Source organism: Shewanella sp. SM23, assembly GCF_025654295.1.
GTDB lineage: Bacteria > Pseudomonadota > Gammaproteobacteria > Enterobacterales > Shewanellaceae > Shewanella > Shewanella oncorhynchi.
The window spans coordinates 101142-115568 of record NZ_JAKKRM010000008.1 but is presented as its reverse complement, the minus strand read 5'-3'; the positions used below and the strand labels follow the sequence as shown (position 1 = coordinate 115568).

Sequence of the window (14427 nt, the reverse complement as noted above, 5' to 3'; positions counted from 1 at the left end):
CAATTATTTATCAGAGACATGTTATGACTAATATGATTGATGACAGCATTAAGATTTACCACAATCCAGCCTGTGGCACATCGCGCAACACCTTAGCATTGATCCGTAATAGTGGAGTCGAACCCCAAATCATCCACTACTTAGAAACGCCGCCCTCCCGCGATGAATTACTTAAGTTAATTAATGAGATGAAAATCTCTGTGCGTTCATTGCTACGCAACAATGTTGAACCATTTGAACGACTAGGACTTTCTGAAGACACATTTACTGATGAAGAACTGGTTAACTTCATGCTGACTTATCCCATTTTAATTAACCGTCCTATCGTCGTTACGCCGCGAGGCACAAAACTCTGTCGCCCGTCTGAGACAGTGCTTGATATTTTGACCAAAGCACAACAAGGCCCTTTCACCAAAGAAGATGGCGAAATCATCATTAATGAACAGGGACAAAGAGTTCGCACATGAAACCACTAAACCACGATATGCCAGCGCTCAAACAAGAATTAATATTTAATAACATGGATATGGATTGTTTTAATCTAACTCCTTTAACCCACCCGCCTAGAATACTGATGCTTTATGGCTCAGTACGAGAACGCTCCTATAGCCGACTGACGACGGAAGAAGCCGCACGACTATTAACACACATGGGCGCAGAGGTGCGTATTTTTAACCCTTCTGGACTCCCACTTCCTGATGATGCGCCTGACAGTCATCCCAAAGTCATGGAACTAAGAGAAATGGTACGTTGGTGCGAAGGTATGGTGTGGTGTTCACCAGAACGCCACGGTGCGATGACCAGTATTATGAAAGCCCAAATCGATTGGATCCCTTTGGCTGAAGGTGCTGTCCGGCCTTCACAAGGTAAGACATTAGCAATAATGCAGGTGAGTGGTGGTTCACAGTCCTTCAACACACTAAACCAAATGCGTATATTGGGACGATGGATGCGCATGTTCACCATACCCAACCAATCTTCAATTGCAAAAGCTTGGTTAGAGTTTGACGAAGCAGGCCGAATGAAACCTTCGCCTTACTACGATCGTGTAGTTGATGTTATGGAGGAATTGATGAAATTCACTTTACTCCTGAGGGGCAATGTTGATTTCCTCACGAACCGATATAGCGAACGCAAAGAAAGCGCTTCAGAGCTATCAACCCGAGTAAATCAAAAAGAAATATAGATTAAACACTAAAAGTATTCTGAACTATGGAGCAAAAGATTAGCCCAGCGCCAACTTTTGCTCCAGATAAGAACCATCACGCCAAATAAGTACATTCCAAATACACGAGTGAGCACCTAAATCCTTAAAGCCAGCTAAAAACTCTCTGTAACTTGCTATTAAAGATGCAATTCGTCCATTTGCTTGAATTCATGTTTAATCTGTTGATATTGCGATGGCCATTCATCGTACCAAAGAGCAAACTCCTCTACAGGCATAGGCCGAGCAATGCCATAGCCTTGGCACAATTGGCAGCCCAATTCAGCTAAACTTTTACCATGGGCAATGGTTTCAACACCTTCAGCAATCACATTAAGATTAAATACTGACGCTAAACGGATAACACCCTCCACGATACGCCAATCATCTTCGCTATCGAGCATACCTCGCACAAAACTCTGATCAATTTTTATCGTCGATATGGGTAATTGGCGTAAATACGTTAACGACGAATAACCTGTACCAAAATCATCTAGGGAAAAATGAACCCCCAAACGCTTACATTCCTGAAGGATATCAATTGCCAATGTCATATCTTCAATGGCGGCACTCTCTAAAATTTCCAATTCTAGATCCGAGGCCGTCAAATCGGGATATTGCATTAACGTCGATTTTAAGAACGCGCTAAAGTGTTCAGCCAATAGCTGCCGAGCGCTTACGTTAATACTTACTGCTATCGGACGACCACTCTGCTGCCAATTTTGCCATTGCGCTACTGCAGTATTGATAACCCATTCACCTAAAGCAATTTCAAGATCACTGCCTGCAATATCCGGTAAAAACTCACTCGGACCGACTATGCCTCGCAGTGGATGACGCCAACGAATTAAGGCTTCCGCACCAATAATTTTACCGGTAGCGAGATTCACTTTTGGTTGGTAAAACATCACAAATTCATGACGTTCAAAAGCTGACTTAAGTTCTTCTAACCAAGTTCTCCGAGCAATAATGTTACGATCAATGTCAGGATCAAACATTTGGAAACGATTCTTACCTGCCGATTTTGCCATATACATGGCTTGGTCGGCATGGCGCAATAAAATGTCGGGGTCAACGTTATCCTCTGGATACAAACTCACGCCAATACAAGCCGTTAAACAAAGATTTAAATCGCCGATTGATATCGGCTGATCGACCGCCGCCAGTATTCGTAATAGTACTTGAGTACATTCTTCCTCAGACATCATCTCAAATAAGATAACGAACTCATCGCCTCCTACCCGGGCCAACGTATCTTGCTGCCGAATCACCACAGACACATTATTTGCAATCGCGATCAACAGTTGGTCACCAACCTCATGGCCATAACGATCATTGACCACCTTAAACCCGTCAAGGTCCATAAAACACACGGCACAGATACTGCCATTACGTTGAACATGGGCAATCATTTGCTGAAAACGGTCTAAAAGTAAGCGACGATTTGGTAATCCTGTGAGTGCATCATAATTTGCCACGCGATCTAACTCAGTCTCATGGGTCTTTAATAACGTGATATCGGCTTGGGTTCCCGAAATCATCAACGCTCGACCTTGACTATCCTCTTCAACGACTCGCCCCTTACACAATATCCAGCACAGCTCGCCAGTCTTTTTAATGCAGCGCACTTCCAACTCTATACTGCTTGTTTTATGGATGAGATGCTGTAGAACCTGTTGCTCTATATTTTGCACATCTTCGACATACACATATTGGCGCCAATTATTAACCGTCAACTTCATCTCGCCAGCTTGATATCCCAAAATGGCTTCAAATCTTGGGCTGATTTGCACTTCTCCAGTAACAGCATTCCAGTCCCAGAATCCTTGTTCAGAACCTTGAATAACCCTTTGCAATTGTGCTGTTTGAGCCGCTAGTTGTTGTTGAAGCTGTCGCGCCTGGGTAATATCTTGCACTGTACCGTGCAATTTAAATATCTTACCGTGCGGATCACGCTGTGCTTGACCCCTAGCCATAATCCAACGATGGGCACGATTAGGATCTAGCAACTCAGCTTCGCATTCATACTCTTCTCCCGTATGCACACATCGCATCACCAGCGTACTTAACGCTTGCCAACTCTCAGGAGTAAATAATTTCTGCACTTGTTCTATCGAAGGGGCAGCTTCTTTATATGGCAAGCCATAAATCACAAAAACCTGTTCAGACCAAGTATGCGAATCAGTAACTAAATCCCACTCCCAACTGCCAATCCCTGATAATTGTTGTGCTTGTTTTAATCCCAACTCACTAATGAGTAAATGTTCAGCATTTTTTTCTTGAGTCGTGACATCCCTTGCTATTCCAAATAAGCCACAAATTGCACCTTGAGCGTCAAACACAGGACCTTTGGTCACTTGAAAAATGGCTGCTTCACCCTGAATATGTAAATACTCTTTATGTGTGGTGACCATTCCGGACACTAATACAGTGCGATCTTTTTCTTGGATAATATCAATAGAGTCAGCATCAAAAATATCAGTGTCATCTTTGCCCAAGATGTCACCCATGCTCTTGCCGACAAAGGTAGCGGCACCTTGGTTGACCAAGATATAACGCCCCGCCAAATCCTTCACAAAAATACCATCAGTTGTTTGAGAAACCACAGAATCGAGCAGTTGATGATTCACATCCAATTTCTGTAATGAAGCACGTAAATAGCCGCTTAGTGCACTGATCACTATGCCGTAAACACTTAGACTAATAAGCTGTAACCAATCTACCGAATGAATATTGTCGAGACTATTGGCGGTTGGATGAAGATAATAGACACACAGAACAGAGAGACATGTCGCGACTAATCCGGGGGCGAATCCGCCACCAATAGCGCTTAATGAAATAGGCAACATAAAAATCAGCAATAGTAAGCGCTGGTGCTGCTCAGCTGAAAGCGAATTGGCAAACCATAGCGTTATCAGCGTAAAACTCAATATCGCAATGTATTTAAGCCATGAGATATTGCTTATCGCTACAGAGCGAGCAAAGGTTATTTCTAGCAAATTACCCGATGGAGCATTATGACGGTCAGGAACGGCATTCAGAACAAAAAGTAGGATAAAGGCACTGGTAAATACAAAGAAAAAACCTTTAGCGAGGGATAAACGAAACACAGTTTCAGTGTCCGTAAATACAAGCAACAATTGATCGGATAAAAAGATCCACCCAAGCGCTGCAAGCGCATAAATAGCCACAGCTAAAATAATATATTGAGTCCGAGATTTATGATTATGTACAGTATTGTCAACCATCCTAACTCCATCACAACTAGCGCCATCAAAACGACTCCCTTGATCTATGATTGGCACTAACGCCAGCCAACAATAGGTGGTCATTCCACAGATGAACATCATATTCAAGCTAAAGACTATAACTTAAAAAGTATCAGTATAATCTAATAAAAACCCGAAAGAATAATGTACAACATAAAAATGCAAATCAAATACATGCCTAAAATATAGCTATCAGATATTAAACTGCAAACAGTATCTAAAAATGATTATTGAGCGTTCAATCATTAACGATAGAAAGCGATATATTGCTAACTTACAGTAAATTTCCTAAGTAAATGCACAGCATATCTGGCTCACAGTGCGATGAAAATCCAAAATCCCCGGCGTAAATCATTAGGAACTCAGTCACCACATCGCATTTCTAACACACCAATAAGATGAGTGCTGAATCAGCCATGCTGACATAAAACCTCTACCTCCAAAACATAAAAAAACCATAATTTAAATACCTAAAAAGGTAGATATTACGGGTAAGGATATAAGCCCATACCTGTGAGGTTAAAAGAAAAATATACAAGAACTATTAAAACCCATGTCTATAGAACTATCGCAAATGCAATGGAATATCATACTTCCTAAAAAGCTTGACTATTGAATCCTTATATAGTGGCTTGATAATGTAACCTTTAGCTCCTGCAGCTATTGCCTGCTGAACTGATGACTTATTTTTATTCCCAGTCAACATAACAATGGGCGTAATTGCATTTATTCCATTAGACTTATTAATGTGGTTAATAATATAAAACCCATTAGTATCAGGAAGATTTATGTCCATTAAAATAACGTCATATTTTTTCTTAGAAAGTAAATCTAACGCCATACGTCCAGACAATGATGTATCAAGTTCAATGGCATACGTTCTAAGAAGCATAATAGTTAAATTCAAACTAATGTGATCATCCTCAACAATTAACATCTTTGGCACTACAGGAACTTCAACTGATACAAGAGAATTTTTTGACTCCGAATACAATCGATTATACGTGTATTTAGTATCAGGCACGGTTGGAACTGCCTTGTTGCTAACCTCAATATGCTCCTGTTCTGGCAAAGGGGCTTCTGCGACCGTCGCCACATTTGATACATCAGTAACAACAAGTTCAAGTAAGTGCAACGCCTTACTTTGTAGTTTCAACAAAGCTGGTCTAATTTCATTAGAACGAATAAATGATAATATCTTCTTCAATGAAGCCAGATCTAACTCAGCGGTTCTATTACTTGCAAGGTGCGCTTCTGCCTTATCTAATGATTGCTCAATTTCAATCAAACTTAATTCAAAGCTATGTTCTAAATCCTTCTTGCGCTGAACACCTTTAAGGACAATCTCCTTGATATGCGAAGAGTAGTTATCTTGCACATTTACAAACTCTTCTACTTTTTTATATTTTCCTCTTAACCCAATTTCCCGCAATAAATGTGTACATATTATAATTGCTCTATGCACTTCATACATTGGCCTAGCAATTAAATAATCATTAATCACTCCACTACGATAAGCCTCGTACGCTTCTCTTTCTTGATGTTTTGGAATAAGAGAAACAACAGCATGCTCACATATTTCTACAGCCTGCAATTCCTCTATGGCTTCGTAATAAATAAGTAAAGTTTCTTGTAAAGTTTCAGCAGCAACAAGAATCACTTTTGGGGTTGATTGTTTGATTTGCTCAACAAGCTCAGCATTCGTTTTAATCACATGAATACGAGAAAAATGACGAATTAGAACACTTATCAATAATCTATCATTATCTTGGTCGTTCGTATAGAGAACGATATGCTCAAAATTGACTCTATCCACTAGCATTACTCCTTTGCATAAAAAACTCAATTAGCGCAAATAAATCATCATCAACCTCTTGCCAACATTTTAAGATAACTTTGTAATCAATAGCATTGTTATGCGAAACACACTCTAGTTCTTGGCAAGATAAATTTAATTTTTTTGCTCCTATGTAAAGAGAATTACTTTTAAGGGTATGGCTAATTGCAGTAATAATACGAAGATCATTATCCACAATTGCAGACCTTAATGCTTCACGCTTAACAAGTAAATTACTGTAATATTGCTCTAAAAAAATAGATAATTCTTCATCGCTTATATCTTCACCTACAAAGTTATATATATCTGATAAGTTGACTATCTGTAAGATATTCACTAATTCCTGCGGTGCTTCATCACAACAGAAAAAGCTATTATCAAAAGAAGTATTATCAGTTTTAACTGTAGACTTTTTTAAACTTGCATTATTTGACAAAGTGACTTTTACTTCATCTAAAAGGCCAATCAAATCATTCAACGTCAGAGGCTTTACAAGTACGCGATTTGCTCCAGCCTGCAAACATTCATCTTTACATATGTCGCCATGATCAGCGGTCAACATCACAATAATCGATGGCGCTAATTCCCGATACCCTTCAACTTCTCTAATGACGCCAATGAGGTCTGAGCCCGATATAGTTGGCATTATCACATCAGAAATAACGACATTAAATTTATTTGTCTTAAAAAGCTCAATTGCTTGCATCGGATCTTGAACACAGGAAACTATGACTCCAACAGATAATAACTGTTTTTCGATAACAAATAAGTTTTCTTGACAATCATCAATAACTAACACACTAATATTACTATAATCAGCACTATCCGAAGCCTGCTCGTCAATAATATTCAAATAATTTTTAACATTAACGAAATCAGTTACTGATTGAATTCTGAGTGGTGGATATGAAATCACTTCGTAGTCGGAGTTAGACTTAGAAAGTGACACTCTCCTTAACTCTGCAACTCTTTCTTTTCTTGTAAAAAGACTAGTTACAAATTCATTCTTTGAGATAATATCATTTTGATTCAAGTCAATAAAAAGTATTGAGCTTTCAGTTTCAAATTCCAGTAATTCATTACTTGGTAAATATAGCAACTCGAAATCAAGCTCTTTGGAATATCTTGAAACTGATTCGTGAAAAATGGAACTGTTAGTATATGCTGTTACTGAAGCATCAATATCAGAACGATAGGAGCCGCTTACATCAGGTGCCGTAAAGTGACTATCTAAAGCAAAATCAATAACAAAATAGAAAACGCTACCATCACCGATACGACTAATAACCTGAAGATCACTTCCCATTGAACGACATATACTTTTACTTATGTATAGGCCTAAGCCAACACCACCATACTGACGGTAAGAATTTGATGATGCCTGCTCATACTTACCGAACACTTTTGATTGTTCCTCTTCAGTTAAACCGATACCATTATCAATAACAGAAAACTTTAGTTTTACATTTTCGAATGACTGTTCCAGAACTTCTACTTCTAATAGAATCGACGAGTCAATTTTATTGGAAAACTTAATTGAATTGGAGATTAAATTATAGATAACTTGATTTAGTTTAACTTCATCACAAATAACTCTGCGATTAAAATTTAATGGCATAAAAAAGTCTAAATTAATGTCTTTTTTATCTGCTTGAAGGCTAAACGCATCAACAACAGATTCGCCTAACAACCTAACATCTACCGAGTCATTTTTAACATCTGCACTACTCTCATTTGTCTTTTTAAAATCCAACATACTATTAATGAGTAATAAAACTTGTTTTGAAGTACTGAATGCGACAGATAATAACTTCTTATCCTGTGCCCTTACATTACCTAAACTGAGCTCAATTAAGCCTAGCACTGCATTTAATGGTGTTCTAATCTCGTGACCTAGAGTGGCAATAAAATCACTTTGAAAGCTATTCAATTGTTCCAGCTCTGAACATTTCTCTATTAATACTTTTTCTTTCTCATATCGTTTAGATTCATCTATAATTAACCCAAACCGAGCTCCATCATCAAGGAATAAATCTCTATACTCAAAATACAACCCTGATTTAGTTTTAAAAGATAGACATATTTTTTTATTAGTTGCAAATTTATATCTAAACCACTTCATAATTCTATAATTATTTCTACCAACAATCTCATAGATAACAATATCTTGAATTAAACTAAAAAATGACTTACCAATATAATTATCAAAATGTAAATATGGAAACAGGTATTTAACCCCGCCACCAATAAAATCAATATTGCCAAGAATATTTATGACAAGAAAACCGTCTGAAGCAATTTGCTGATATCTAGATATCATCACCCGCAGGCTCCTCACGCCTGAATTGGTTATACTCAAATTTTTTTATTATTGGCGCATCATGCTCTACAACACAGAGCACAATAAAATTTTTATTGACCATCTTTAATAGGCTAAACTTTAAACAGTTACTTCCTATCATTAAGCATTCATTAGGCGTGATATCCTGTTTAAGTTTTTCAAAATGCTGAATTATTTTTTTCTTGGCATTTTTTAAAAAATTATTATTTGAGAAAATTTGATTCTCGCCTAACCACTCCCCCTCAGGTGATAGCATAAATGCACAAGAATCAAACAAGTCTAAATCAATACCATTCATCATCGCATATCCTTATTGCAAACTAGCATTCATTACTACTGAACTGAATTTTTATACTGATTAAACCAGCTATACACTTTATCACACGCTGAGATGAGCCTCTCAGGATCCATATTATAATTATCAATGAAATAATCGACAGTAACCCAATCACCTTCCATATACGCCAGAGTAAGTTGTAAACAATGAGCTAGGTATCCATGATTATTAAGTAAAGCACGCTTTATTTGCTGTTCAAGAGGAAGCTGCTCTATCGCTCTGTTCATTGGCTTATCTAAAATGGCATCTAAAGTAGATAATAATCCAGTCAAAAATGCTGACTCTTTCAACAAAGGAAATCCCATTAATGATATTAACTCTTCACATAACCGAGCCCTGATTATAGTATTATTAATTAACACAACTGGTTTATTGGGATTAAGTTCAGCCAAAATAATGAGACTTACAAACTTACGAAGTTTATTTTCACCTAAAAAAATCATAGTCTGCTTAATTGAGGTAAATTCATTCACATGCTCAAACTGACTTGAATTGACATACCTTAGTAATTTATAGGTAAGATCTAAATCTTGAGAAAAATAATGTTCAAGTTTTTTATAACTAAAATCAGACTTAAAAACCTCATTGTAAATAGACATAACAAAATGTTGTGTAGCACCTATTTCACTCCCCTCTATGAGTTCTGGCTTATAAAAATAATAACCTTGAAAATAATCAAAACCGAGTGACTTAGCTAGCCTATACTCTTCCAATGTTTCAACTTTCTCTGCAAGTAGTTTTAAATTATACTGTCTAAATTTAGGAATCAGATGAGAAACACTATCTAAAGGCGTTGAAATTATATCAATTTTTATAAGTTTAAAAAAAGGAAAAAAACGTTCCCACTCAGGAGAATAAACAAAGTCATCTAAAGCAAGATAATAACCCAAGTTAAATAACTCTTTAATTAAAATAAAGTTATCCTCGCTTGGGCTAACAGTTTCCAATACCTCAATAATAATATTTTTGTATGGAAACATGTATAACAAATGGTCTCGCAAGAAATGAGATGGAAAATTAATTAATGCTGGCTTCCCTTCGGTTAAATCCTCTAGATCCATACTTAAATAACTATTTACAAAAACTTTAGCTGTAGCAACATTGTCTGTAACACCCTGTGGGAAATAGTTATCCCGACTATTTCTAAAGAGCAACTCATAAGCAACAACGTTTTTATTTCTATTCAGTATAGGCTGTCTTGCCATATAAAAGCGCATAGTTCACCTCTTCCCTTTGGGTCACTTAACTTTATAATCATTAGTGAATCAGTCCTTTAATTTTTCATTCTAGACCTAGGTGCATCATCTTTCAACAGCACTTTCTCAAGCCTACACTATAAATTGATATAAGTAGCGATTAAATCCGGCTTAAATCTCAGATTTATACTTAATTTAGGTGAATATTTAAGAAATCATACTCAAGATATAAATACCTATTTTGAGGTATAACTATCTTGTTTATCCATAAAAATCAAGTATTAAATGAACCGCTATTCTAGTATCCCGCAACGAAATAAAATGAGTAAAATGAACAGTTAAAACTGAAAAAAACTATTATTAATCCTTTTAGACATAATGGACTTATTGGCTTATTGGCTTATTGGCTTATTGCCAGTTAATGGCGTCATTACATAGCAGTGATACTAGATGAAGAACTTACCGCACTAGGGTTTGTTGGCGAGGATGTCACAACGATTTGACTGGATTTGATGCGAGGCTGAGCCCGTGTAGTGTCGTTATCCACATAAACGGGCAACATAAGCAGGTGATGAACACAATTTTGAGCTAGCTTGATAACAACACTGTCGCAGAACCTAAATCATGACATAGCAGTGTCAATAGGAACAATTACTTAGCTAAATCATGTAACCCTACATTGACATAAAATGTACCCATAGCCTGACAAATAGGAGTAACCAAAAATAACTCAAATGGGAAAGTGTGATGTTACAACGAATGTGATTTAAACCTTTGCAAACTTACAATTGGACAAAAGCGAGTGAGGTATCTGCTAGAGATAAATGACAGGTTTCAGCTTGTAAATCAAACTTGCCTAGTTAGATTCAAAGGCACAATTAGAGGCTAAATAATCATTAGAGAAGCTATGGTTAACGCCAAATGAACGGGCTGAAGAATAGGCCACCGTATTTAGTCATATTAATACTTGTTAGTTCCGATTTACTCCAAACTACTCAGGGCGGTATATGAATCAAACCCTATTTCCTGATAGGTACCTTTATCCAAACTCACGGTATGAAATTCTGGCTTCCCCTCGCAATTAATAAAATTGACTTCAAGCCAAACTTGCTCGTGCTCATCAATAAGCCAGACTTTCCAAAGTAGCTTAGAATCTATGAGCAATTTATATACTCTATAAGTTCTGTAGAGCTCTGACTTTGTATTTTTAGACACTTCTAGTAAATCGCTAGGTAAGTTGGTTACTTGAACCAAATAGTCGATGATTTTCATTTTCTATCAGCCTTTCTCATGCTTCTCCCCAAATAAGAATTCCACCAAGTCGCTGCACACCTCTCAAACTCACTGCAATCCCATAGCGGCAAGCGTTACGGATTTGCTTAAATTATTTGTTATACGGAGATTTCCAGCAGCCCAACCTCATGCGCAAATCCACCAACCATAACCCTGAGAATATCCTGCTCCTTCGACGTAACTGACGCCGTAATTATTGAAATACAGTCCATTGCCCTGCCCTGCTCGAAAGTAAAACGACTCGTATGTTCACCGCCAAGGTGCTTGGTTAGATAACATGCTAATGCTCCACTAGCACTCCCCGTGGCGGACTCTTCTGGAATACCAAACAAAGGAGCAAAATTCCGACAACTCGCTGTCAACCCACTGTTTTTATCACATAATTCAAAAGCATGAATACCAATAACATCATGTTTTTTACAGAAGTCACTGAGCAAACTTTCATTCACTTGGATTCTATCTAGATATCCATATGGCACTGGAACAATAATATCAGGCAAGCCTGTTGAAATAACCTCAATAGGTAACTGAGTTGACTCTAGTACTGCCGGATCAATGCCAATTAACTCTGATATTGCCTCGTAACTAAACATCCCAAGGTATTCAGGTAACTTCAGCTCCATCACTATATTGCCATTAGACTCTATCGTTACGGTAAGTAAACCCGCTTTAGTCCTTTGAACATATTGCCCTTCGGCTACCATCCCTTTTTGATGCATTGTTGAAAATGCCGCTAATGTTGCGTGACCACAGAAATCAACTTCACCCGTTATGGTAAAAAAAGACAACTCAAAGTCGACTTCGTCATCTTGAGAAACAAAGGCAGTTTCTGAATAACCAACGGCTTGTGCTATTGCTAATTTAGCTTCGTTAGACAGATTATCGGCGTTCAATACTACGCCTGCAGGGTTGCCTCCGCTTCCATTGGCAGTAAAGGAATTAACCAAATAAGCTTTAACTTTCATCAATATCAATTTCTCCATATACCGTCTTAGTATTTATGCGTTGCGATGATAGCAGGGCATAAATCGCGTGTTGACTCAATCTCGACTATGGCCGTTGCCACGTCCATGCTAACTGATGTTAATGAGCTATAGAAACTTGCTTTTTAGGGATAGCTGTTTCATGCGGCTTTGTGCGTAATCATTTGATATCATTTTTGCTTTTTTATTCACTCTAGCTCACCTAGAGTGATTCACGGGCACGATTTAACGCATTAATGCAATGGTTTCTACTTCGAAAAAACTGCTAGCCTTTGTTTTTTGTAAGCAATGTCTTTGCTATAGAGCCCCTTTAATGCAGAAAAAACGACCAAATATCCCATTGCTACTATGTGACGCATAGTTTTCCACTAAGCTCAACTTTCGTAATCACTTCAGCTCATTTTTCCATAATAAAATCCAGCGATTTTTATAACTCTCTCACATACAATTAGCATTGCCTAAAATATCTTTGAAGCGAGAAACTAAGGTTCGACATTCTTCTTCAGTACTAATATTGGTAAAGCTTAAAATTAAGCTTGGGTGAACAGGTCTTGATGACCATTGCGATAACCCTTGAGCAAATAACCCTGCCTTCATCATCCTGTTGGCCAGCTCAGCATCATCAATATTGGGGTCGGTCAGCTTTACCATCATATACATTCCACCCGGTTGTGGTTCAATCGATACCTTATCGCCTAACACTTGTTTAAAGACTCTGGCGGTTAATTCTCTGCGCTCTCTATATAGATTTTTCATCCGTTGAATATGCCGGGAAAGATGGCCTTCCTGCATAAAAGCCAACACGCAAGCTTGGGTAAGCCCCGAAACATTGCCGGCATACAGTTCAGAGCATTGCTCGAACGCTGACACTTTACTTTTGGGCACCACTATATAAGCCATTCGCAAACTGGGGAAAAGCACCTTACTGAAGGTGCCTGAATAAATAACCCTATCAAAATTATCCAAACTTTTTAACGCCGGTAGCGGCTGACCTGTATGGCGATATTCACCGTCATAATCATCTTCAATAATCCAACTTTGGTTAGTCTCTGCCCAACTGAGTAATTCCTGTCGACGCTGGAGCGATAAGGACACGCAAGTTGGACTCTGGTGAGCAGGGGTCACAATCACCGCGTCCGCTTGGGTGTTGGACGGTAAATTTATGCCTTCTTTATCGACAACGATTGGCACAATATTGAGGTTCTGATTAGCCAAGATTTTCCGGGTCAGTGGGTAACCGGGATCTTCTACGGCGACATTGGCTTGTGGCGTTAGCAGCACATGGGCTATCCAGTTAATGGAATGGACATATCCAGAGGTGATAAACACTTGGGTGGGCTCACATTGTACCCCTCGGGAAAGCTGTAAATACTGCGCTATGGCTATCCTGAGTTGCGGGCTGCCATAAACAGAAGGATAAATCAGATCATCCATCTGGATGTTACGGGCGCATCTTGCCGCCATTCTTGACCAAGCTTGCCTTGGAAAGGCATCTAACGCTGGAATACCTAGCTGAAAGGGAAGTACGGCAGAAGTTTCTATTTCAGTGTGGAAGCCGGGCTGGCGAGTGTGTAGCTGAATGGTTTGGACCTTAGCTAGCTCGAAAAAATGTCGACTGACCACAGTGCCAGCTTGGCCTTTAGACTCAATGTAGCCTTCGGCTTTTAAGATGGCATAACCTTCCTCTACCGTTCCGCGTGCGACACCCATTTCCTTGGCAAGGGTACGAGCAGAGGGGAGCCGCTCACCGGACTTGAGTATCCCTTGCAAAATCGCAGTATGAATGCGTTGATAAACTTGCTTATAGGCCAAGACTTTAGTCATTCCTCTGCCCCTAGAACTCAGTAATAAGCGACACACACCTGCCAACATGGTCCACTAAAAAAATAACTTTATGGCTCTTATTATGAGCCATGGGTATTTGTATCATATCGGCGTATTGGGGAAAACTGAAACATGACAATGCT

Annotated in this window: 10 protein-coding genes; 2 read left to right on the top strand and 8 right to left on the bottom strand. The window is 38.5% G+C overall.

Features of this window, described 5'->3' with window-relative positions; genetic code table 11:
* The first annotated feature begins 32 nt into the window (after positions 1 to 32).
* Positions 33 to 467 (top strand): glutaredoxin-dependent arsenate reductase, encoded by a 435-nt coding sequence (arsC, locus tag L5L98_RS12060; protein WP_198573266.1) that lies wholly within the window; start codon positions 33 to 35, stop codon positions 465 to 467.
* Complete coding sequence (gene arsH / locus L5L98_RS12055) at positions 464 to 1186, top strand: arsenical resistance protein ArsH (RefSeq protein ID WP_317633953.1); 723 nt, start codon at positions 464 to 466, stop codon at positions 1184 to 1186. The genes arsC and arsH overlap by 4 nt, the downstream gene beginning before the upstream one ends.
* A 158-nt stretch (positions 1187 to 1344) precedes the next feature.
* Here arsH and L5L98_RS12050 read toward each other — a convergent pair whose 3' ends face one another.
* From L5L98_RS12050 to L5L98_RS12015, 8 genes are all read right to left on the bottom strand, one after another.
* Positions 1345 to 4452 (bottom strand): EAL domain-containing protein, encoded by a 3108-nt coding sequence (locus tag L5L98_RS12050; protein ID WP_131524961.1) that lies wholly within the window; start codon positions 4450 to 4452, stop codon positions 1345 to 1347.
* Positions 4453 to 5038: 586 nt separating this feature from the next.
* Complete coding sequence (locus L5L98_RS12045; RefSeq protein ID WP_263141089.1) at positions 5039 to 6289, bottom strand: response regulator; 1251 nt, start codon at positions 6287 to 6289, stop codon at positions 5039 to 5041.
* Positions 6282 to 8630 carry a hybrid sensor histidine kinase/response regulator gene (locus L5L98_RS12040; RefSeq protein ID WP_263141219.1) on the bottom strand — a complete coding sequence of 783 codons (2349 nt, stop codon included), beginning with the start codon at positions 8628 to 8630 and terminating at the stop codon, positions 6282 to 6284. The genes L5L98_RS12045 and L5L98_RS12040 overlap by 8 nt, the downstream gene beginning before the upstream one ends.
* On the bottom strand, positions 8620 to 8952 hold the full coding sequence (locus L5L98_RS12035; protein ID WP_263141088.1) for a hypothetical protein: 333 nt from the start codon (positions 8950 to 8952) through the stop codon (positions 8620 to 8622). Before L5L98_RS12035 ends, L5L98_RS12040 begins: the two co-directional genes overlap by 11 nt.
* A 32-nt stretch (positions 8953 to 8984) precedes the next feature.
* Positions 8985 to 10205, bottom strand: coding sequence for an EAL and HDOD domain-containing protein (locus L5L98_RS12030; protein ID WP_263141086.1), 1221 nt, complete (start codon positions 10203 to 10205; stop codon positions 8985 to 8987).
* A 960-nt stretch (positions 10206 to 11165) separates the two neighbouring features.
* Positions 11166 to 11456, bottom strand: a complete 291-nt coding sequence (locus L5L98_RS12025) for a hypothetical protein (RefSeq protein WP_263141085.1) — start codon at positions 11454 to 11456, stop codon at positions 11166 to 11168.
* Between the two features lie 119 nt (positions 11457 to 11575).
* Complete coding sequence (locus tag L5L98_RS12020; RefSeq protein WP_263141217.1) at positions 11576 to 12442, bottom strand: PhzF family phenazine biosynthesis protein; 867 nt, start codon at positions 12440 to 12442, stop codon at positions 11576 to 11578.
* A 456-nt stretch (positions 12443 to 12898) separates the two neighbouring features.
* The gene (locus L5L98_RS12015) at positions 12899 to 14284 is read right to left on the bottom strand and encodes a PLP-dependent aminotransferase family protein (RefSeq protein ID WP_263141083.1); all 1386 of its coding nucleotides are present in this window, start codon (positions 14282 to 14284) and stop codon (positions 12899 to 12901) included.
* Positions 14285 to 14427: the final 143 nt, after the last annotated feature.